Origin of the sequence: Kribbella sp. CA-247076, from assembly GCF_050942445.1 — a bacterium.
In the GTDB taxonomy this organism is placed as follows: domain Bacteria; phylum Actinomycetota; class Actinomycetes; order Propionibacteriales; family Kribbellaceae; genus Kribbella.
Genome location: NZ_CP192051.1, coordinates 3,995,839 through 4,016,478, shown reverse-complemented (window position 1 = coordinate 4,016,478; position 20,640 = coordinate 3,995,839). Strand labels below are relative to the sequence as shown.

The window sequence follows — 20,640 nt, the reverse complement described above, 5'->3', positions numbered from 1 at the left end:
CCCGAAGGAATTGACCGTGCGAAGCCGCGTCTTCCCCCCGGCCCTCCCCGCCGCGCTCCTGACCGGCGTCCTCGCGCTGACGGCCTGTGGCCAGGACTCCGGCGACGGCGGCCGCCCGGTGCCCGTCGGCGGCGACTCGGGTACGACGTCCAGCGCGCCGACCACCGCCACGAGCCCATCGAGCACCACGACGTCGCGGCCGGCCACCACTGCCCAGCCCACCGCCCAGCCGAAGGCGCAGGTCATCATCAAGGCCGGGAACCTCGCCTCCAACCCTGCCGTCAAAGGCCTCGTGGACAGCTACCCGCTCTACTTCCGGGCGCTCGTCAGCAAGGACGACACGATCCTGAAGAAGCGGTTCCCGTCGTTCTTCTACGCCGACGTCTCGCAGGGGATCGCCGATGCCCAGCGCAACGGTTGGGTCATGCGCCCGCCGGGCAGCGTGGTCGTCGTCGGCGCCCGCAGTCAGCCGGACGGAACGGTCCGCGTGCAGACGTGCCGTTCGCAGACCACGCAGTACTGGGACCCGAAGGGACGTGCCTGGACCGTGGTGACTCCCAAGGGCTCGCCGGAGGTCATCGAGATGATCAAGACGGGCATCGGCTGGTTGCCATACCGCCTGGCGCCGGCGAAGGGCGTGAACTGCGCGCGGGTGAAGTATCCGGCCTAGATCAGAACAGGTGAATTCCGGTTCCGAAGAGGTGACGGGGCACAGAGCAACGGGCATGATGCACCTGGTCGAAGATAATCTGCCGGTAGCCGAGTCTGGGGAGTGAGGATGCACAACCGAGTGGGCCGTGGACTGGTGGTCCTGAGTGCCGTACTCGCGCTGGTCATGGCCGCTCCGGCGACGACCGCGACCGCCGACACGATTCACACCGGCAACACGGTCTGCAGCATGTACGTCAACTCGGTCGGCTTCGGCGCGTACTGCAGCTCCGGCCAGCCCTACCTGGGGACGGGTTCGCCGCCGCCCACCTGGCGAGACCGCTTGAACGGCAGGCCGTTCATCCCGTGCCGCGACTTCGACATCCCGGACGGCATCCGGCTCCCGCAGGCGCCGGAGGGCAAGAAGTGGGTGCTCCGGATCACGATCACGGACTACAAGCTCGACACCTACAACGGTGGTCCGGACGCCCACCTGGAGCGCGCCTACGTGCCGGTGAACGCGGCCGAGGAAGCGCAGTGCCCGCAGCCGGACTACATGGACTACTTCTGGTACACGTTCCGGAGCACGTACCCGGCTCCGGCGCTCGTGGTCAAGCCGACGTTCACGCCCCGGGTCAACGTGCCGGCCTTCTTCTCGCTGACGAAGGAGAGCTCGGAGCAGTTGAAGACGACAGGGGAGCTGAGCGGGTACTTCGATCCGACGCACAACCTGACGATGCGCGGCATGGTCGTCAAGATGACGGTCGATCCGGGCGACGGGACGGCGCCGTTCACCTGCAAGATGGGGATGACTCCGGCCGACGACCCGGACGGGTACGACGAGACCAAGGATCCGTCGGAGCAGATCAGCACGTGCAAGCACACGTACAAGAAGTCCAGCGCGAGCCAGCCGGACGGCATGTACGCGGTGAAGCTGACCATCACCTGGGAAGTGTCGTACTGGATCGGCCGGGACCGCGGCGGCTGGCACCGGATCGGCGAGGCGAACGTGAATGCGGTGCAGCGGTTGCCTGTGCAGGAAGTGCAGGCTATCGGTGGGTGACGGTGGGGACCTGGAGGGACCACGATGGTGAAGACGAATGAGCCGGTGCGGCAGGCGCGGTTGCCGCAGCGGCGGTCGAGCAGCCCGGGCGCGGACCGGCTGAAGGGGTTCGTCGCGCTGCTCGCGATCCTGGCGATCGTCGGCGGTGTCCCGTACGTGCTGCTGCGCTTCTTCGGTACGCCGTGGCCGGAGCGGATGCCGAGTCGCGACGTCCTGTTCAGCGAGCTGAGCATCGAGACCGTGCTCGGCATCATCGCGGTCGTCATCTGGCTCGCCTGGCTGCACTTCGTCGTCTGCCTGATCGCCGAGGTGGTCGCGGAGATCCGCGGCCACGGCCTGTCGCCACGGATCCCGCTCGGCGGCGGCTCGCAGGGCCTCGCCCGCCGGCTGATCTCGACCGTCGTGCTGATCGGTGCCGCGTCCGGCGTGACGCTTCCGGTCGCGACCGCGGTGACCACGACCCACACCGGTGCTCCGACGGTCGCGACCGCGACGCAGGACGGCGACCAGGGGTCCCGTGACTCGTTCCGCCAGACCGAGGCCCGCAGTACGGTGCTCAGCGGCAACCAGGGCAAGACCACGCACACCGGCGTACGGACGAACAGCGACGACAAGGGCCAGGTGATCAAGTACACCGAGGTCCGCCCGCCGCAAGGCCGGAACTACGACTGCCTGTGGGACATCGCCGAGCGCTACCTGGGCGAGGGCCGCCGCTACAAGGAGATCTACGACCTCAACAAGAACAAGCTGCAGCCCGACGGCCGCCGGCTGACGAACCCGGACCTGATCCTCCCGGGCTGGCAGGTCCGCCTGCCGGCCGACGCCAAGGGCGCGGGCGTGCACACCGTCCGGGTCAAGATCGACACCGGTACGACGGTCAGCCACGGCACCCGGACGACGTCGCCCGGCACCAAGAGCTCGACCGGCACCAAGGCGACCACCGGCACCAAGACCACGACGGGCACGAGTACGACGACCGGTTCGGAGAACGCCCCCGGGACCGGCAGCCGCTGGTTCGAGGAGCAGGGCTCGGAGAAGGGCTCGTCGATCGGCATCGGCAGCGCGACCCGCGACCCGGGCGCGAAGACCGTGAAGCCGGGCGAGCCCGGGATCACGGTCGAGCCGCACGGCCCGGGGACGTCGCAGTCCGAGCCGGGTGACCCGGCCGCGGGCGGCACGAAGGTGCCCGAGCCGGTTCCGGTCGCGGTCGACGACGGCTTCGACGCGACCGAGGCCGGGATGTACGGCTTCGGGGCGACCCTGCTCGCGGCCGGTCTCGCGCTGGCGCTGAAGCGCCGCCGCGGCTGGGCCCAGGGCCCCGGTCCGAAGGCGGCCGGGCATCGGCAGACCGAGGTCGGCCTGCGGCTGGCGTCGGACATCCCGACCGCGCAGTTCGTCGACAACGCGCTGCGGCAGCTCGGCGCGGACATGACCAGGGCGAGCCGGTCGATGCCGAAGGTCGTCGCCGCGCTGGTCACCGACCGCGCGCTCACCCTCGTCCTCGACCCGTACGAGGCGCAGACGCCGCCGCCGGCGCCGTGGCAGACCATTGCCGACGGCACCCGGTGGACGTTGCGCCGCGCCTACGGCCCGAGCGGTGACGTGGCCGCGCCGGCGCCGTACCCGACGCTGGTCACGATCGGGCGGAACGCGGACGGCGCGACCGTGCTGGTGGACCTGGACACCGCGAACGGCATCGTCAGCTTCGGCGGCGTGAACAACCCGTCCCGCGACGTGGTCGGTTCGCTCGCGGTCGAGCTCGCCACGAACCTGTGGTCCGAGGGCGCGCACGTCAGCATGGTCGGGTTCGGCGACGACCTGTCGTCGCTGGCGCCGAGCCGGCTGAGCTACTGGGTCCGGCTCGACGACGCGATCGCCGAGGTCACCCGGCGGACCGAGGCGCAGGTGCAGGCCTGTGCGCGGCGCGACGCCGGCTCGGTCGCGGATGCCCGGATGACGCACCCGGACGCGGCGTTGTGGGGTGCGGAGATCATCTTCGTGTCCGCGCCGCCGTCGCCGGAGGAGCAGGACCGGCTGAACCGGCTGGCCGCGGACGGCAAGCGCAGTATCGCGGTCGTCGTGGTCGGCGACGTGATCAGCTCGCCGTGGCGGTTCGTGGTGGACGAGAAGAACCAGGCGGTGTGCCGGCTGCTCGGGCTCGAGGTCGATGCCCACAGCATCAATCCGGCCCAGTTCGCCGACCTGGTCGCGCTGTTCGAGGCGGCCGAGTCCGACTCCCTGGACAAGCGCCGGGCCGAGCAGGACATGCCGGCGTACGAGTTCTCCGCGACCGATCTGAGCCGGCCCGCGCCGGTCGAGGTGGACCTGCTCGGTCCGGTCGAGGTGGATGCGCGCGGCGAGCTGGACGAGGGCCGCCGGCAACTGTCGACCGAGATCGTCGCGTTCCTGGCCAGCCAGGACTACGGGGTCCACCCGAACGTCCTGGCCGGCGCGATCTGGCCGCGCGGGATCAGCGAGGAGCTGCGGGATGCGGCGCTCGATCACACCCGCCGCTGGGTCGGTGTCGACGCGATGTACGCCGACGAGTCGGGTCGCTGGATGCTGAACCGCAGCGTCGTGCGGGTCGACTGGGACGTGTTCCGGACGCTGGCCAAGCAGGCGACGATGATGGACGACCCGCGCGGTCCGCTGTCGACCGCACTGAGCCTGGTCCACGGCCCGGCCTGGTCGCACACACCCGCCGGCCGGTACTCCTGGCTCGCCGCGTCCGGCATCGAGCGCCGGATGGTCGAGGCCGTCGTGGACGCCGCGCTGAAGCTGGCGGAGGCGTCGCTCAACTACAACGACGGCATCCTGGCCCGCACGGCCCTGCAGACCGGCCTCAGCTTCTCGCCGGCCTCGGAGGAGCTCTGGCGAGCCACCCTCCGCCTGGCCTCGCACTTCGGCACCACCGCCGACGTCACCAACGTGGCCGCGCAGATGTACGGCGCCCTCGCCAAGCACGGCGGCCCCCGCGGCCCCGAAGCCGAGACCGACGCCCTGGTCGACGAACTCCTCCCCGGCTACCACCGCCCCGCCCAGGTCGCCTGACACCCAGACGAACCGCCCTGTACGCGTCGTACAGGGCGGTTCGTCGTGTCCGGCGGTCAGAGAGAGGCGTGTCAGGCCGTCAGAGCGAGCCGGTGGTCAGAGGGTGCTGGCGGACCAGGTGTCGCAGGCGGTCATGTCGCCGGAGTCCATGCCGGTCTTGAACCACTTCATCCGTTGCTCGGCGGTGCCGTGGCTGAAGCTCTCCGGGTTGACCTGGCCCTGGGTCTTCTCCTGGATCCGGTCGTCACCGACGGACGCGGCCGCGTCGAGCCCGCGCGCGATGTCGTCCTCGGTGAGGCCACTGATGAAGGTGTCGCCGTCCTTGTCCGGGACGGTGGTGGCGTGGTTGGTCCAGATCCCCGCCAGGCAGTCGGCCTGGAGCTCGGAGCGGACCGCGTCCGAGGTGGGACCGCTGCGGGTCTTGATCCGGCCGAGGATGCCGTACAGGTTCTGCACGTGGTGGCCGTACTCGTGGGCGACGACGTACGCCTCGGCGAAGTCACCACCGCGGGCGCCGAGGTCGGTCTGCAGGGTCTCGAAGAAGCCGAGGTCAAGGTAGACCCGCTTGTCCCCGGGGCAGTAGAACGGTCCGACCGCGCTGGTCGCCGGTCCGCACGCGGTGTTGACCGAGCCGTCGAAGACGCGCATCGGGGCGCGGGTGTACTTCTTCCCGCGGCGCGGGAGCTCGGCGGCCCAGAAGCGCTCGATGGAGTTCTGGTAGAAGACGAACCGGCAGTCCTTGTTCGTCTGGATGTCCTTGCCCGTCTCGCAGGACGCGAGGTTCCCCGGCGCTGTGTTCTGCGCCGCCGGTTCGTCACTCCCGCTTCCGCCCGGGAGGCCGCCGTTCAGGAGGAGGATGATCACGAGCAGGATGATGCCGCCGATTCCGCCGCCGATGGGAATCGTGCCGCCGGGCAGCAGACCGCCGCCGCCTCCGCCACTACCGCGGGTGTCCTCGACCCCGCTGGTGTCCAGATCCGCGTCCGGGTTGAATTTCACAGCACCTAGACTAGACCTGGGTGCCGGGGATTCTGCCGTGTCGTGACGCTGCGCCACCGACCCGCCACCGACCGACCCCTCGAGCTTTAGGACGCCTGCCACCGCGATGATCACTGTCTCCAACCTCGAGGTCCGCGTGGGCGCCCGGCAGTTGCTGGCGCCCGCCTCGTTCCGGGTCGGGCCGGGCGACAAGGTCGGGCTGGTCGGGCGGAACGGCGCCGGCAAGACCACGCTGACCAAGATCCTGGCCGGTGAGGGCCTGCCCGCGAGCGGCTCGGTCAGCTCGTCGGGCGAGATCGGCTACCTCCCGCAGGACCCGCGCACCGGCGATCTCGAGGTCCTCGCCCGGGACCGGATCCTGTCCGCGCGCGGCCTGGACGAGGTCGTCCGGCGGATGCGCAGCGCGGAGAAGTCGATGGCCAGCGCGGACGAGAAGACCCGCGCGAAGGGCATGCGCCGGTACGAGCGGGCCGAGGCGGACCTGCACGCCGCCGGCGGGTACGCCGCCGAGTCCGAGGCGGCCCGGATCGCGGCCAACCTCGGCCTCCCGGACCGGGTGCTCGGGCAGCCGCTGAGCACGCTGTCGGGTGGTCAGCGCCGCCGGGTCGAGCTGGCCCGGATCCTGTTCTCGCAGGCCCAGACCCTGCTGCTGGACGAGCCGACCAACCACCTGGACGCCGACTCGATCGTCTGGCTGCGCGACTTCCTCAAGTCGTACGCCGGTGGCGTGATCATGATCAGCCACGACGTCAACCTGCTCGAGGAGACCGTCACTAGGGTCTTCCACCTGGACGCGAACCGGGCCGAGATCGACGTCTACAACGTCGGCTGGAAGGCGTACCTGACCCAGCGGGAGACCGACGAGCGCCGCCGCAAGCGGGAGCGGGCGAACGCGGAGAAGAAGGCCGGTCAGCTGGTCGACCAGGCGAACAAGATGCGCGCCAAGGCGACCAAGGCGACCGCGGCCCAGCAGATGCTCCGGCGGGCCGAGCGGCTGATGTCCGAGCTCGAGGGCGAGCGCAAGGCCGACCGGGTCGCGAAGATCGCGTTCCCGACGCCGGCGCCGTGCGGCAAGACCCCGTTGATGGCCCGCGAGCTGTCGAAGTCGTACGGCTCACTGGAGATCTTCACCGACGTGGACCTGGCGATTGACCGGGGCTCCCGGGTCGTCGTACTCGGGCTGAACGGCGCCGGGAAGACCACGCTGCTGCGGATCCTCGGCGGGATCGAGAAGGCGGACACCGGCGAGGTGATCGACGGCCACGGCCTCAAGCTCGGGTACTACGCCCAGGAGCACGAGACCCTGGACATCAACCGGACGGTCCTGGAGAACATGAAGACCGCCGCCCCAGACCTGAACGAGACGCAGGCGCGCAGCGTGCTCGGTTCGTTCCTGTTCACCGGGGACGACGCGGACAAGCCGGCCCGGGTGCTGTCCGGCGGCGAGAAGACCCGGCTGGCGCTGGCGACCCTGGTGGTGTCGGCGGCCAACGTCCTGCTGCTCGACGAGCCGACCAACAACCTGGACCCGGCCTCCCGGGCCGAGGTGCTGAGCGCGATCCGCTCGTACGCCGGCGCGATCGTGCTCGTCACCCACGACGAGGGCGCGGTCGAGGCGCTCGAGCCGGAGCGGGTCCTGCTGCTGCCGGACGGCGTCGAGGACCTGTGGACGAACGAGTACGCCGACCTGGTCTCGCTCGCGTAGTTACTCCGAAGTAAGGTTCTGTCCATGACGGAACTGGGACTGAGGCTGACGGTGGACGGGCCGGTCGCCCGGGTCGTGCTGGACCGGCCGGACGTACGCAACGCGCAGACTCCGGCGATGTGGCGTGCCCTGGCCGAGTTCGGTACGACGCTGCCGGCCGACGTACGCGTGGTCGTCGTGTCGGGGGAGGGCCCGTCGTTCTCGGCCGGGCTCGACCGGCGGCTCCTGATGGGCGAGCAGGCCGACGGCGAGGAGCCGCTGCTCGCCCTGGGGTCCAAGCCCGCGGCCGAGGTGCACGCGACGATCGCCGGGTTCCAGGCGGGCTTCTCGTGGTTGCGGCGGCCGGAGTTCGTGAGCATCGCCGCGGTGCAGGGGCACGCCGTCGGCGCCGGCTTCCAGTTGGCGCTCGCGTGCGACCTGCGGGTGGTCACGCCGGACGCCCGGTTCAGCATGCGCGAGCCCGCCCTCGGCCTGGTGCCTGACCTGGGCGGGACGCAGCCGCTGGTCCAGCTGGTCGGCTATGCCCGCGCCCTCGAGATCTGCGCGACCTCCCGCTGGGTCGAGGCGGCCGAGGCGAAGGAGCTCGGCCTGGCGAACATCGTCGTACCGGCCGACGAGCTGACGGCCACGGTCAAGGACCTGTCCGACGCGTTGCTGCAACCACTCGCCGGCGCGGTCCGCGAGACCAAGGCGTTGCTCCTCGGTGCCGCGGACCGCTCGTACGACGACCAGCTCGAGGCCGAGCGGAAGGCCCAGGAACGCCGGCTCAAGGAGCTCCTGGCCGCCCTCGGCTAGGGCCAGTTGCTGATCTCCACGTCGTTCGGGGACGGGGCGCCCTTGCCGGTCTCGACGTACTTCTTGAGGCTGAGCAGGAAGCTGGCCCACTTGGTGCTGCAGTGGTGCATGAACTCGACCGGCTCCTTCCAGCCCTCGTGTCGGAAGAGCACGATCGCCCAGTCGCCCACCTGGTGGAGCTCGAACCCGATCCGGGTGCCGATCCACTCCGGCGGTCCGTCGACGACCTCCCACCGGACCAGCTCGCCCGGCGTGGTCTCCAGGACCTTCATGTCGAAGCCCTCACCGCCGGCGCCGGCGAACCGGAACCGGATCACGCCGTCGACGGCGGTCTCGCCGGTGGTGTCCTGGGTCCACCAGCCGGCCAGGCCGTCGATCGTGCTCAACGCGGCGTACACCTCGTCGCGGGAGGCCGTGGCTCCGATCCTGTGCAGGATGTCCACCATGGTCAGTTACCTCTTTCCTGTCTCTGCGTCTGGGTCTGGATGGCCTCGGCCATCCGCTTGATGCGCTGCAGCCGGCCGTCCCAGGCGTCGCGGACGGTCGACAGCTGTGCGACCGCGCGGGCGAGTTGGGCTTCGTCGACCGAGTAGAGGCGTTCGCGGCCGGACGGCGTGCCGTGCACCAGGCCGACCCTGTCCAGGACGCCGAGGTGCTTGGCGACCGCCTGGCGGGTCACCGGCAGACGGTCGCTCAACGTGGTCGCCGTACCCGTGCCGTCGGCCAGCAGCAGGTCGAGCATCCGCCGCCGGGTCGGGTCGCCGACGGCCGACCAGAGGTCGTCGTCGATGCTCACGTTCACGGCGTCGACACCAGGCGGTCGACGTACGGCGTGAGCCGGGGGAGGAAGTAGGCCCAGCCGGTGACGTGGTCGTCGTACACCTCGGCCGGCGCGGAGGACTCGTCGAACCCGTTCTCGGCGAACCGCAGCAGCGTGCCCGCGCCCGCAGGGACGAGGTCGAACGTCACCAGCAGCGAGTTGGCCTCGGTCGCCATCTCGTCCAGCGGGTACGCCCACCGGAAGGAGAACCGGCGCGGCGGATCCGCCTCGACGACCGTGAGCGGGACGACCTTGCCGTCCGGCCGGTTGGTGAACCCGAGGGTCCCGGTGGCACCCGGAGCGGGCTCGTACTCCGCCTCGTCCGGCCACCACTCGCGCACGTGCTCCGGCGTACTGATCACCGCGTACACCACCTCCGGCGCGGCGTCGATGTGGATCTCCCGGTCGATGCTCCGCTGCCCCATGCCATGTCTCCTTCGTCATCCCGCAACCTTTGGTTGCAGATGACTGTACGGCGCCCGGCGTCGATATGCAACCATTGGTTGCTCGAAGGGAAGTTCGCACCGGGGCACCGTGTTGTCACCGGTGACGAGCAGCGCAGGGAGGACCCGGATGTCAGGAATGCGGCCCATGGGTGGCGGGATGGGTGGGGGCATGGGCGTGTACAGCTGGCGCCGGCAGGACGCGTCGGTCGCCGGGCAGAAGCTGGCGAAGGGCACGCTGCGGCGGATCGCCCGGTTCGCCAAGCCCTACAGCTGGCACATCACGCTGTTCCTGGTGCTCGTGGTGATCTCGGCGTTCCTGGTGATCGCGTCGCCGCTGTTGTTCAAGAAGATCGTCGACGACGGCATCAGCAAGGGGAACGCCGGCCTGGTGACCGCGCTCGCCCTGGTGGTCGCCCTGCTCGCGGTCGTCGAGGCCGCGCTCGGCCTGATGCAGCGCTGGTTCTCGGCCCGGATCGGTGAGGGCCTGATCTTCGACCTGCGGACCAAGGTGTTCGCGCACGTCCAGCAGATGCCGGTCGCGTTCTTCACCCGGACGCAGACCGGTGCGCTGGTGTCCCGGCTGAACAACGACGTGATCGGCGCCCAGCAGGCGTTCACGTCGACCCTGTCCGGCGTCGTCTCGAACATCATCAGCCTGATCCTCGTGGTCGGCGCGATGCTGGTGCTGAGCTGGCAGCTGACCGTGGTGGCGATCCTGCTGCTGCCGGTGTTCCTGATCCCGGCGCGGATCCTCGGCCGCCGGCTCGCCGCGATGACGCGGGAGCAGATGCAGCTGAACGCGGACATGTCGACCGCGATGACTGAGCGTTTCAGCGTTGGCGGCGCGCTGCTGGTGACGCTGTTCGGCAAGCCCGAGCTCGAGAACGAGGGCTTCGGTGAGCGGGCCGGCCGGGTGCGCGACCTCGGCATCCGGATCGCGATGCTCGGGCGGGTGTTCTTCACCGCGCTGACCCTGGTCGCCGCGCTCGCGACCGCCCTCGTGTACGGCGTCGGCGGCAACCTGGCCGTCCGCGAGACGCTCACCATCGGGACCCTGCTCGCTCTGGTCGCCCTGCTCGGCCGGCTCTACGGGCCGTTGACCGCGCTGTCGAACATCCGGGTCGACGTGATGACCGCGCTGGTGTCGTTCGAGCGCGTCTTCGAGGTGCTCGACCTGGAGCCGATGATCAAGGACGCCCCGGACGCGAAGCCGTTGCCGGACGAGGCCGCGAGCGTCGAGTTCGACCACGTGGCGTTCTCGTACCCGACCGCCGAGCAGGTGTCGCTGGCGAGCCTGGAGTCCGTGGCGGTCCTCGACAAACGCGTGTCCGCCCAGGTGCTCGAGGACGTCAGCTTCGTCGTCCGGCCCGGCCAGATGGTCGCGCTGGTCGGGCCGTCCGGCGCCGGCAAGACCACGATCACCAACCTGGTCGCCCGGTTGTACGACGTGACCGGGGGAGCGGTCCGCGTCGGCGGGCACGACGTACGCGACGTGACGCTGCGGTCGTTGCACGACGCCATCGGCTACGTCACGCAGGACGCGCACATGTTCCACGACACGATCCGGGCGAACCTCGCCTACGCGAAGCCGGAGGCCACCGACGAGGAGATGATCGAGGCGCTGACGTCGGCGCAGATCTGGGAGCTGGTGTCGTCGCTGCCCGACGGGCTGGACACGGTCGTCGGCGACCGCGGCCACCGGCTGTCCGGCGGTGAGCGCCAGCGCCTCGCGATCGCCCGGTTGTTGCTGAAGGCACCGCGGATCGTCGTTCTCGACGAAGCGACCGCGCATCTCGACTCGGAGTCCGAGGTCGCCGTCCAGCAGGCGCTCGACACCGCGCTGGAAGGGCGGACGTCGCTGGTGATCGCGCACCGGCTGTCCACGGTCCGGGACGCCGACCTCATCCTGGTCGTTGACCACGGCAACATCGTCGAGCGCGGCACGCACGAGCAGCTGCTCGCCCGCGGTGGCGAGTACGCCGACCTCTACCGCACGCAGTTCACCGAGTCGGGTACTGCGGCGGGCGTCTAGGGGTACCTTGATGCTGATGCAGCAGGGGAGGCGACCATGATCAAGCTGGCCCTGGTCCTCGCCGCCGGGTACGCGGGCTTCAAGCTCGCGTACCACTCCGAGGACGGCCGCCACTACGGCAAGGTGGGTGACCACACCCTGCGGACCACGCTCTCCCTGCTGATCGCCTGCCTCGCCGGCGGGGTCACCTATGCGGCGCTGCTAGCGGACTGACGTCAGGAGGCGGACGCCTTCTGCGGGTCGTGCTCGAGCAGGTGAAGCACCGGCACGCGTAGGTGCCGCCGGGCCGAATTGGTCCAGTCCAGGTGGAAGAACTCGGCGACCACGTGCGGCCGGGTGAGGATGATGACCTCCTGCGCGTTCACCTTGTCGACGGTCGCGATCAGCGCGTCGATCGGCCGGTCGTGGGAGATCCCGCCGTCGGCGTTCTGCGCCAGGTCGCGCAGTCGCTGCACGCTCCGCCCGGTGCAGCCCTTCGCCTCGGTGTCGATCGCCTTCTGCGCCTCGGCGAGGTCCTGGCGCTGGGTGGCCAGGCCCGGTCCGTAGAGGTCCGCCGTGCCGAGAGCGCTGATCGAGGCCTCGACCCCCGCCTCGGCGTTGTGGCAGGGCACGAGCACGTGGTACTTCACCGGCTCGGGCATGTCCTGATGCAGCTCGACGACCCGCCTAGCATCCGGCTCGGTCAGCTCCTGCTCCACGAGCAGTACGACGTCGTACATTCCCAACCTCCGGTTCGTACCAGTCGGTATACCCCCATGATGCCCCCACCAACCCCCGTTTGACCGTCAACTGAATCGATCCAGATGCCGGTTGACCGCGATGTCAGCTGGTGGCGCTGGTGAGGACGTCGGCTAGGTCGAACTTGACGGGCTCTTCGAGTTGTTCGTAGGTGCAGGACTCGGGGGTGCGGTCGGGGCGCCAGCGGACGAACTGGGCGGTGTGGCGGAAGCGGATGCCTTCCATGTGGTCGTACCGCACCTCGACCACGAGCTCCGGGCGCAACGGGGTGAACGAGAGGTCCTTGCCGGCCTGCCAGCGGCTGCCCTCGGCGTTCCGCGGCGTCCGCACGCCCTCCTCCTGCTTCGCCCAGGCCCACGGGTGGTCGTCGAAGGTGGTGACGAGCGGCTGCATCTCCTCGAACAGCTCCTTGCGCCGCTCGAGCGGGAACGCGCCGATCACGCCGACGCTGGCGAGCGTGCCGTCCTCGTTGTAGAGGCCGAGCAGCAGCGAGCCGATCCGGTCCGGGCCGCTCTTGTGCAGGCGGTACCCGGCGACCACGCAGTCCGCCGTACGCTCCGGCTTCACCTTGAACATGACCCGCTTGTCCGGCTGGTACGTGCCGTCGAGCGGCTTCGCGATCAGCCCGTCCAGGCCGGCGCCCTCGAACTGCTCGAACCACTGCCCGGCGGTCGTGTGGTCGGTCGTCGCCGGGGTGACGTGGATCGGGGCCTCGACGTCGGCGAGCGCCTCGAGCAGCGCCGTACGACGCTCGCTGAACGGGCGCTCGGTGTAGTCGTCGTCGCCGAGCGCCAGCAGGTCGAAGGCGACGAACCGGGCCGGTGTCTTCTCCGACAGCATGTTCACCCGGCTCGCGGCCGGGTGGATCCGCTGCTGCAGCACCTCGAAGTCGAGCCGGTCGCCGGACTCGCCGATGACGATGATCTCGCCGTCGATCGCGCAGCGCTCCGGCAGGTTCGCCTTCACCGCCTCGACCAGCTCGGGGAAGTACCGCGTCATCGGCTTCTCGTTCCGGCTGCCGATCTCCACCTCGTCCCCGTCGCGGAAGATGATCGAGCGGAACCCGTCCCACTTCGGCTCGTAGCTGAGCTCGCCGCGAGGGATCTCCTTGACGGGCTTGGCCAGCATCGGCTTCACCGGCGGCATGATCGGCAGTCGCATGCCGTCATTCAACCCCACTTTGAGCACCCACCAAGCACGTGCCGCTCCAGAAACACTCACCAGGCGCACAAAGTGTGCGGGCGACGGCACGCGACGGATGTGGACAGTGGCGCTGGGCGACACCGAGAATGCGGACATGACTTCGGTGCCGGTGGAGGGGGCTCGTCCGTCGGACGCCGAGCGTGACCGCGCGCTGGCGATCCTGCGGGACGGCGCCGGATCGGGCCGGTTGTCGCATGACACCTTCATCCGGCGGATGAACTTCGTCCTGCGGGCACAGAGCCGCGGGGAGCTCGCCGCGGCGATCCGCGACCTGCCGCGGAACGAACCACGGGTGGTCGCCTGGGTCCGCGGACTGCTGGCCCGGCTACCGCGGATCGCGGTCGTCGCGCCGCCGGTGCAGCTGCCCGGCCTGGCGCTGCCGCCACCCGGCTCGTCCACAGTCCGGATCGGCCGCGGCCCGGGCGCGACCTTGCGGATGGCCGACGTCTCCGTCTCCCGGTTTCACGCCGAACTCCGGCACACTGGCGACGGCTGGATGCTGCGTGACCTCGGGTCGATGAACGGCACCTACCTGAACGGTCTGCGGATCACCACGCCGGTGCGGGTCCGGGCGGGCGACCACGTGCGCTTCGGTGCGGTCGCCTATCTGCTCACCTGGGCGGACCACTAGTTGCATCCTGTACCTAGGTACAGGTTTACCGTCGAGGCATGAGCACAACGGACTGGGCCCCGGGGGCCTGCACCCTGCCGACTGCCGAGCGGCCGTTCCGGGTCGCGGAGTTCGACGCGCTGTTCGCCGAGCACCTGCGGCGGGCGACCCGTGTCGACCTGACCACGCTGGACCTGACTCTCGCGGTCGCGGCGCACGAGACCGCGGCCGACCTTACGGCCCGCGAGACCGAGTGCTGCTCGTTCTTCCACTTCGAGCTCACCCCGTACGGCGACCAGCTCGATCTCCGGATCACGGTGCCGCCGGCGCACGTCGCCGTACTCGATGCCCTGAGCGAGCGCTATGGCTGACCGGCTCCGGTCCGGTCAGGTCGCGGCCGCCGCGGGCGTGAACCTCCAGACCCTCCGGTACTACGAACGCCGCGGACTGATCGAGGAGCCGACGAGGAGCCTCGGCGGTCACCGTCTCTACCCGGACGAGGCGGTGACCACGCTCCGGGTGATCAAGGCGGCCCAGCGGCTCGGGTTCACGCTCACGGAGGTGGCCGAACTGCTGGACGCCGCGAGGCATCGCCATCGTCTTGGCGAGGGAGCCGGCCTGCAGACCCGTGCGCGCGAGAAGCTGGCCGATGTGGAAGCCAAGATCGCCGACCTGACCGTGATCGCGGAGAGCCTGCGCGCCGGCATCGCCGCCGGCTGCGACGACCTCGAGACCTGTGCCGGGGACCCGGACTGCCCGCTGCCGTTCACCGACCTGGTCGTGCGTCCGTGACCGTGCTGCGGTCGGTGCTGCTGTTCGTCCTGGCGGCCCTCGCGGAGATCGGCGGCGCCTGGCTGGTCTGGCAGGGCTGGCGCGAGCATCGCGGCATCTGGTGGATCGCCGCCGGCGTGATCGCGCTCGGCGCGTACGGCTTCGTCGCCACCTTCCAGCCCGACCCGAACTTCGGCCGCATCCTCGCGGCGTACGGCGGAGTGTTCGTCGCCGGCTCGCTCGCCTGGGGCATGCTGGTCGACAAGTTCCGCCCGGACCGCTGGGACCTCCTCGGCGCCGCCATCTGCCTGATCGGCGTCGCCGTCATCATGTACGCCCCGCGTGGCTAACTGCGATCCGCGACGATCCGGCCGCCGTCGAGGAACGGGTCGAAGGAGCCGTGGGCGGTGGTGCCGTCCTTCGACGGGATGACCTCCTTCGAGTACTGCGCGATGTACACCCGGCGGTTCCGGTCGGTCAGGTTCGGGCCGCTGCGGTGGATGACCACGCTGGAGAAGACCACGATGGAGCCCGCGGCCGCGGTCATCGGGATGCCGGGGTCGCTGCCGAAGTAGCAGACCATGTCGTTCAGCTCGGGGTCCCGTAGGTGCTTGATGTACGACCTGATCCCGGACCGCGAGTACGGCAGCAGGTAGACCGAGCCGTTCTCCTCGGTGACGTCGTCGAGAGCGATCCAGCAGGTCAGGTACGGCTCGTGGTCCTCGTGCACGTACCCGGAGTCCTGGTGCCAGGCGAACGCCGTGTTCGGGTCGCCGGCCTTGATCACGTACTGCTCCCAGAAAAGGTACGCCTGGTCGCCCAGGGTCGCCCGGCAGATCTCGGCCATCGTGTCGCTGAACAGGAACTGCCGCAGCTCCGGCCGGTCCTGGTAGATCATGCTGCTGAAGTACCGCTTGCCGCGGTGGTTGATCCCGAGCGAGTCGGTGCCGGCCGCGTCCATGGCGGCGTCGAGCTTGTCGATCGAGTACTGCGCTCCGCCGCGGAGCAGCTCGAGTTGTTCGTCGGTGAGCACGCGGTCCAGGACGAAGTACCCCTCGTCGCGGAACTGGGCCAGGTGCTCGCGGGTGACCAGACTGGTCAGTGTCATCGTGCGGTCCTCCGGTCGGTCGGCGTACTCGTACCCCCGAAACGCTAGGACGGCGGCGCCCGGCAATGAATGTCTCCGCGCGACCCGGACATGAACGTTTTGGCGCGTTTCTGGGTAGGGTCCGGTCATGGGTGAGCGGACGGTCGTGGCGATCGCGGACGGACCGGTGACCCGGCTCGGTCAGTTGGTGCTCGCGGGTGAGGTGATCGACGACGAGCCGATCATGTCGCCCGCGCTCCGGGTAATGGACGCGTACGTGCTGTCGGTGCTGATCGATGGCGAGGGCAACTACCGGGACGCGGACGGGCGGGCCGAGCGGATCATGCCCGGTGCGCACACGATCGTGCCGCCGCGGTTCCCGCACACGTACGGGACCGATCCGGGGGAGCGGTGGACCGAGCTGTTCGTGGTCTTCACCGGGCCACTGTTCGACGCGCTCGCCCACCTGACCGCAGCCGGTCCGAGGTACCCGGTGCCGCTGCCGTCCATCGAGGCCCTGCGGACCGTGCTGCGTTCCCCGCCGCGGACGCGGCGGGTCGCCGAGCACCAGTTGCTGGCGTTGGCCGACTGGCTGATCGACACCGAGGACACCGCGGACAGTCCGGAGGTGAACCCGGAGATCATGGACGCGATGGGACGGCTGGCCGACGACCTCACCGCGAGCACCGATCTGGGTGCGGTGGCTGCCGGAGCGGGGCTGAGCTACGACACGTTCCGGCGCCGGTTCGCCGCGCAGGTCGGTCAGACGCCGGCCGCGTTCCGGACCGGGCGCCGGCTGGAGGCAGCGGCCACACTGCTGCGGCTGACCGACCTGACCCACCGGGAGATCGCGCGCACCCTCGGGTTCGCCGACGAGTTCCACCTCTCACGCCGGTTCCGCGCTCACTTCGGCGTCTCCCCGCGGGACTACCGCCGTTCGTGAGCCCGGGCGGGGGATGGCCGCCAGCAGCTTGCGGGTGTAGGGATCCTTGGCCTGCCCGATCACCTCGAGGGTCGGACCCTGCTCGACCATCACACCCTGGTTCAGCACCATCACGTCGTCGGCGAGCAGCCGGGCGCTGAGCAGGTCGTGGGTGATGTACAGCATGGCGATGTCGCGGTCCCGGACCAGCTTGTCGAGCAGCGCGACGATCTCGGCGCGGATGGACACGTCCAGCATCGAGATCGGCTCGTCCGCCACGAGCAACTCGGGCTCGGGTGCCAGCGCCCGCGCGATCACGACGCGCTGCCGCTGCCCGCCGGACAGCTGGTGCGGCAGCTTGTCCAGGTACTGCTCGGCCGGGCTCATCCCCACCGTCTCGAGCAGCTCGGCCGCCCGCTCCCGCGCCTGCGGTCCGCTCATCCCGAGGTGGTTACGCAGCGGCCGGCTGAGCGCGTACGCCACCGTCCTGGTTGGGTTCAGCGCCGAGAACGGGTCCTGAAACACCAGTTGCACGTGCCGCCGGTACTTCCGCAACGCCCGGCGTCCGAGCCGGTCGACCACGGTGTCCTTGAACCGGATCGACCCGGACGTCGGCCGCTCCACGCCCGTCAGCAGGCGAGCGATGGTGGTCTTCCCGGATCCACTCTGGCCGACCAAAGCGCTCACCTGACCCGGCCGGAGCGCGAACGACACATCGTCCACGGCCTTCGTCAGCGTCGTGGTGAGTCCGCGGCGGGTCTTGTAGACCTTGCTGACGCCGTCCATCACGAGGACCCGTTCCGCATCGACCCGTGCGCCCGCGCCGGCCGCGAAGGCCTGGTCGCGTTGGCGCTGCTCGGCCTTCTCGACCACGGCGTGAGGATCGGTCGCCTGCTCGACCAGCAGGCACCGGACCTCACCCCGGTTCGCGGGCAGGAGCTCCGGATGGACGGTCCGGCAGGTGTCCACCGCCACCGGGCAGCGCGGCTCGAAGCGGCAGCCGGGTGGCGGCTGCGAGAGGTCCGGCGGCCGGCCCGGGATGAACTCGACCGCGACCACCTCGTCGCGCGGGTCGGCGTACGAGCCGAGGAGGCCGGCGCTGTACGGGTGCAGGTGGCGCGCCACCATCTCCGACGCCGGCTGGTCCTCGACGATCTCCCCGGCGTACATCACCATCACCCGGTCGGCGAGCTCCATCACCGTGCCGAGGTCGTGGCTGATGAACAGTACGGCGAAGCCGAGCCGGGCCTGCAGTTCGCGCAGCCGGTCGAGGATGTCACGTTGCACCACGACGTCCAGGCCGGTCGTCGGCTCGTCGAGCAGGACGAGCCGAGGTTCGAGCGCGAGCGCCAGGGCGAGCGCGACCCGCTGCTTCATCCCGCCCGAGAGCTCGTGCGGGAACCGGCGCAGCACGGACCGGTCGAGCGAGACGAGCTCGAGCAGCTCACCGGCGCGGGCGTCGGCATCGACGTCGTTGCCCAGGGCATCGGGATGGGCCTCGAACGTGTCGGCGAACTGCCGCCGGACCGTGATCACCGGGTTCAGCGAGTTCATGCTCGACTGGAACACCGTGGACAGGTCGACCCAGCGCAGCGACCGCAGCTCGTCCTCGGGCGTCGTGGTCACGTCCTGCCCGTCGAACCGGATCGAACCGCTGGTGATCGCGGCGGGCTTGTCCAGCAGCCGCAGTACGGCGGTGCCGAGCGTCGACTTGCCGCAGCCGGACTCGCCGAGCAGGCCGACGAACTCGCCGTCGTGCACGTCGAAGCTGACACCCTCGACGGCCCGGACCGCGGCGGAGTCGCGCGGGCTGTACGTGACACTGAGGTCGCGGACCTCCAGCAGCGCCATCTCAGTCCTCCCTCAGATGCGGGTTGCTCAGGGCATCGATACCGAAGTTGATCAGCGTGAACGAGGTGATCAGCAGCGCAAGCACGAGGCCGGGCGCGACCAGCCAGGCCCACTGGCCGGTGGTCAGCGCGCCGCCGAGGCTGGCCTGGTTGAGCATCGTGCCCCAACTGGTGGTCTGCGGATCGCCGAGGCCGAGGAACGCCAGCCCGGCCTCCGCGCCGATCGCGCCGAGGGCGGAGCCCATGAAGCCGACGACGATCAGCGAGATCATGTTCGGCACGATCTCGAAGGCGATGATCCGGGCCGTGCTGTCACCGGCGAACTTCGCCGCGGTGATGTAGTCCCGGGTCCGCAGCGTGATGATCTGCGCGCGCTTGATCCGGGCGCCGTACGCCCAGCCGGTCACGGTGATCACGATGATGATCAGCCCGAGGCCCTTCACCGGTGCGTACCCGGCGAGCACGATCATCAACGGCAGCACCGGGATCACCAGTCCCAGGTTGATGAAGAACGACAGTACGTCGTCGACCACGCCCTGCAGATACCCCGCGGTGAGGCCCACGGCTACCGCGATCACGGTCGTCAGCAGGCCGGCCACGAGCCCGACCACGAGCGACGTCCGCGCGCCGTACACGAGTTGGGAGAACACGTCCTCACCACGGGCGGTGGTCCCGAGCCAGTGCGCGCCGGACGGTCCGGTGGACGCCGCGAACTCGTCCACCCGCGGTCCGTACGGCGCGATCACCGGAGCCAGCGCGGCCACGACGACGAACGCCGCCAGCATGATCAGGCCGATCCGGCACTTGCGGTTGCGCCACAGGATCACGAACCACCCGGGCAGCCTGCTCGACCGCCCGGCGGCCAGCGCACTGACCCGGACGGCCTCGGTGTCGACGCTGGTCATACTGCCTCCGCCCTTCGGACGCGCGGATCGAGGAAGCCGTAGGTGACATCGGCGAGGAAGTTCGCGATCAGGACGCCGATCGTGGTGAACAGGAACAGCGCCTGCATCAGCGGGTAGTCCTTGTTCGAGACCGCCTCCAGCAGCAGCCGGCCGAGACCGGGGTAGTTGAAGATCGTCTCGACCAGCACGGTCCCGCCGAGCAGCCCGCCGAGGGCGATCGCGAAGCCGGTGACGTTCGGCAGGATCGCGATCCGCGCGCCGTACGTCAGCGCGATCCGCCGCCGCGGCAGCCCGCGGGCCCGGGCCAGCCGGGCGTAGTCCTCGCCGAGGGTCTGGACCATGTTGTTGCGCATGCCGATGATCCAGCCGATCGGCCCGGTGATCAGCAGCGCCAGCGCCGGCAGCACGCTGTGCTGGAACGCGTCGGAGAAGAACAGCCACGACCACCCCGGGCTGCTGCCGCCGCCGTACCCGCCGCCCTCGGGAAACCAGTTCAGCGTGATCGCGAACACGAAGATCAGCAGCAGCGCGATCCAGAAGAACGGCAGCGTGCCGACGAACGTCGACCCGAGCGTGATCACCGAGTCCACCCGCGTGTTCCGCCGGTACGCCGCCCACGCGCCGAGCAGTGTGCCGATCACGAACGACGCGAGCTGGGTGACGCCGACCAGGATCAGCGTCCACGGCAGCGCGCTGCCGATCATGTCGGTCACCGTGTACGGGTAGTACGAATAGGACACGCCGAACTGGCCGGTGCTGATCGCGCCGAGGTAGTCCCAGTACTGCGTCAGGAGGTTCCCGTCCTGCGTGCCGAGCATCTTGCGGACGGCCTCGAGTTGGACCGGGTTGACGGCCTGGGTGTTGCCCTGGAGCCTCGCCAGCAACGCCTGCGCCGGATCACCCGGTTGCATCCGGGGGATCAGGAAGTTCAGCGTCACCGCCGCCCACAACGTGGCCAGGAAGAAGCCGGCCCGCCGGACGAAGTACAGCACCGG

At 70.0% G+C, this 20,640-nt stretch carries 22 protein-coding genes; 12 read left to right on the top strand and 10 right to left on the bottom strand.

All coding sequences use genetic code 11. The features are described 5' to 3' along the window. Positions 1 to 16 precede the first annotated feature (16 nt). The 3 genes from ACQPYZ_RS19050 to ACQPYZ_RS19040 all read left to right on the top strand — a co-directional run bounded on the left by ACQPYZ_RS19050 (position 17) and on the right by ACQPYZ_RS19040 (position 4,762). The gene (locus ACQPYZ_RS19050; protein ID WP_433157517.1) at positions 17 to 670 is read left to right on the top strand and encodes a hypothetical protein; all 654 of its coding nucleotides are present in this window, start codon (positions 17 to 19) and stop codon (positions 668 to 670) included. 108 nt (positions 671 to 778) lie between these two features. Next, positions 779 to 1,711: a hypothetical protein gene (locus ACQPYZ_RS19045; protein WP_433157514.1), complete on the top strand. Its 933-nt coding sequence runs from the start codon at positions 779 to 781 to the stop codon at positions 1,709 to 1,711. Between the two features lie 24 nt (positions 1,712 to 1,735). After that, positions 1,736 to 4,762, top strand: coding sequence for a hypothetical protein (locus ACQPYZ_RS19040; RefSeq protein WP_433157511.1), 3,027 nt, complete (start codon positions 1,736 to 1,738; stop codon positions 4,760 to 4,762). Between the two features lie 96 nt (positions 4,763 to 4,858). Here ACQPYZ_RS19040 and ypfJ read toward each other — a convergent pair whose 3' ends face one another. Further along, entirely contained in the window at positions 4,859 to 5,761 is a 903-nt protein-coding gene (ypfJ, locus tag ACQPYZ_RS19035; protein WP_433157508.1) for a KPN_02809 family neutral zinc metallopeptidase, read from the bottom strand. A gap of 106 nt (positions 5,762 to 5,867) precedes the next feature. Between ypfJ and abc-f the strand changes: the two genes are divergently transcribed. Together abc-f and ACQPYZ_RS19025 are read left to right on the top strand one after the other, a co-directional pair. Next, positions 5,868 to 7,466, top strand: a complete 1,599-nt coding sequence (gene abc-f, locus ACQPYZ_RS19030; RefSeq protein ID WP_433157505.1) for a ribosomal protection-like ABC-F family protein — start codon at positions 5,868 to 5,870, stop codon at positions 7,464 to 7,466. A gap of 24 nt (positions 7,467 to 7,490) precedes the next feature. Beyond that, complete coding sequence (locus ACQPYZ_RS19025; protein ID WP_433157502.1) at positions 7,491 to 8,261, top strand: enoyl-CoA hydratase/isomerase family protein; 771 nt, start codon at positions 7,491 to 7,493, stop codon at positions 8,259 to 8,261. On the opposite strand, the gene ACQPYZ_RS19020 is transcribed toward ACQPYZ_RS19025, so the two are convergent. Genes ACQPYZ_RS19020 through ACQPYZ_RS19010 form a run of 3 tightly spaced genes read right to left on the bottom strand, consistent with a single transcriptional unit; the run spans position 8,258 to position 9,506 of the window. Then, positions 8,258 to 8,707 carry an SRPBCC family protein gene (locus ACQPYZ_RS19020; protein ID WP_433157500.1) on the bottom strand — a complete coding sequence of 150 codons (450 nt, stop codon included), beginning with the start codon at positions 8,705 to 8,707 and terminating at the stop codon, positions 8,258 to 8,260. The genes ACQPYZ_RS19025 and ACQPYZ_RS19020 overlap by 4 nt on opposite strands. A gap of 2 nt (positions 8,708 to 8,709) precedes the next feature. Beyond that, complete coding sequence (locus ACQPYZ_RS19015; protein WP_433157497.1) at positions 8,710 to 9,063, bottom strand: ArsR/SmtB family transcription factor; 354 nt, start codon at positions 9,061 to 9,063, stop codon at positions 8,710 to 8,712. Then, a complete protein-coding gene (locus tag ACQPYZ_RS19010) occupies positions 9,060 to 9,506 on the bottom strand; it encodes an SRPBCC family protein (protein WP_433157494.1) in 447 nt (148 codons plus the stop codon). Before ACQPYZ_RS19010 ends, ACQPYZ_RS19015 begins: the two co-directional genes overlap by 4 nt. Before the next feature lie 190 nt (positions 9,507 to 9,696). On the opposite strand from ACQPYZ_RS19010, the gene ACQPYZ_RS19005 reads away from it, so the two are divergent. Both ACQPYZ_RS19005 and ACQPYZ_RS19000 read left to right on the top strand, forming a co-directional pair. After that, positions 9,697 to 11,559 (top strand): ABC transporter ATP-binding protein, encoded by a 1,863-nt coding sequence (locus ACQPYZ_RS19005; RefSeq protein WP_433157492.1) that lies wholly within the window; start codon positions 9,697 to 9,699, stop codon positions 11,557 to 11,559. Between the two features lie 36 nt (positions 11,560 to 11,595). Beyond that, a complete protein-coding gene (locus tag ACQPYZ_RS19000; RefSeq protein ID WP_433157489.1) occupies positions 11,596 to 11,772 on the top strand; it encodes a hypothetical protein in 177 nt (58 codons plus the stop codon). Positions 11,773 to 11,774: 2 nt separating this feature from the next. Here the strand turns inward: ACQPYZ_RS19000 and ACQPYZ_RS18995 are convergent, their stop codons facing one another. After that, entirely contained in the window at positions 11,775 to 12,278 is a 504-nt protein-coding gene (locus tag ACQPYZ_RS18995; RefSeq protein ID WP_433157486.1) for a hypothetical protein, read from the bottom strand. A 103-nt stretch (positions 12,279 to 12,381) separates the two neighbouring features. After that, positions 12,382 to 13,458: an ATP-dependent DNA ligase gene (locus ACQPYZ_RS18990; RefSeq protein ID WP_433157483.1), complete on the bottom strand. Its 1,077-nt coding sequence runs from the start codon at positions 13,456 to 13,458 to the stop codon at positions 12,382 to 12,384. 136 nt (positions 13,459 to 13,594) lie between these two features. Here ACQPYZ_RS18990 and ACQPYZ_RS18985 point away from each other — a divergent pair, with 136 nt between their 5' ends. From ACQPYZ_RS18985 to ACQPYZ_RS18970, 4 genes are read left to right on the top strand one after another with little or no spacing between them, the layout of a single operon-like run. Then, on the top strand, positions 13,595 to 14,131 hold the full coding sequence (locus ACQPYZ_RS18985) for an FHA domain-containing protein (protein ID WP_433157480.1): 537 nt from the start codon (positions 13,595 to 13,597) through the stop codon (positions 14,129 to 14,131). Positions 14,132 to 14,169: 38 nt separating this feature from the next. Next, positions 14,170 to 14,481: a hypothetical protein gene (locus ACQPYZ_RS18980; RefSeq protein ID WP_433157477.1), complete on the top strand. Its 312-nt coding sequence runs from the start codon at positions 14,170 to 14,172 to the stop codon at positions 14,479 to 14,481. Continuing rightward, positions 14,474 to 14,902 (top strand): MerR family transcriptional regulator, encoded by a 429-nt coding sequence (locus ACQPYZ_RS18975; protein ID WP_433157475.1) that lies wholly within the window; start codon positions 14,474 to 14,476, stop codon positions 14,900 to 14,902. The genes ACQPYZ_RS18980 and ACQPYZ_RS18975 overlap by 8 nt, the downstream gene beginning before the upstream one ends. After that, positions 14,899 to 15,231, top strand: a complete 333-nt coding sequence (locus ACQPYZ_RS18970) for a YnfA family protein (protein ID WP_433157472.1) — start codon at positions 14,899 to 14,901, stop codon at positions 15,229 to 15,231. Before ACQPYZ_RS18975 ends, ACQPYZ_RS18970 begins: the two co-directional genes overlap by 4 nt. On the opposite strand, the gene ACQPYZ_RS18965 is transcribed toward ACQPYZ_RS18970, so the two are convergent. Next, positions 15,228 to 15,989: a phytanoyl-CoA dioxygenase family protein gene (locus ACQPYZ_RS18965; RefSeq protein ID WP_433157470.1), complete on the bottom strand. Its 762-nt coding sequence runs from the start codon at positions 15,987 to 15,989 to the stop codon at positions 15,228 to 15,230. The genes ACQPYZ_RS18970 and ACQPYZ_RS18965 overlap by 4 nt on opposite strands. A 127-nt stretch (positions 15,990 to 16,116) precedes the next feature. Here ACQPYZ_RS18965 and ACQPYZ_RS18960 point away from each other — a divergent pair, with 127 nt between their 5' ends. Beyond that, complete coding sequence (locus ACQPYZ_RS18960; RefSeq protein WP_433157467.1) at positions 16,117 to 16,911, top strand: AraC family transcriptional regulator; 795 nt, start codon at positions 16,117 to 16,119, stop codon at positions 16,909 to 16,911. Here ACQPYZ_RS18960 and ACQPYZ_RS18955 read toward each other — a convergent pair. The 3 genes from ACQPYZ_RS18955 to ACQPYZ_RS18945 are packed head-to-tail and all read right to left on the bottom strand — an operon-like array spanning position 16,855 to position 20,637. After that, positions 16,855 to 18,741: an ABC transporter ATP-binding protein gene (locus ACQPYZ_RS18955; protein ID WP_433157463.1), complete on the bottom strand. Its 1,887-nt coding sequence runs from the start codon at positions 18,739 to 18,741 to the stop codon at positions 16,855 to 16,857. The genes ACQPYZ_RS18960 and ACQPYZ_RS18955 overlap by 57 nt on opposite strands. A gap of 1 nt (position 18,742) precedes the next feature. Continuing rightward, a complete protein-coding gene (locus ACQPYZ_RS18950) occupies positions 18,743 to 19,645 on the bottom strand; it encodes an ABC transporter permease (protein ID WP_433157460.1) in 903 nt (300 codons plus the stop codon). Beyond that, complete coding sequence (locus tag ACQPYZ_RS18945; protein WP_433157458.1) at positions 19,642 to 20,637, bottom strand: ABC transporter permease; 996 nt, start codon at positions 20,635 to 20,637, stop codon at positions 19,642 to 19,644. Before ACQPYZ_RS18945 ends, ACQPYZ_RS18950 begins: the two co-directional genes overlap by 4 nt. Between the last annotated feature and the right edge of the window lie 3 nt (positions 20,638 to 20,640).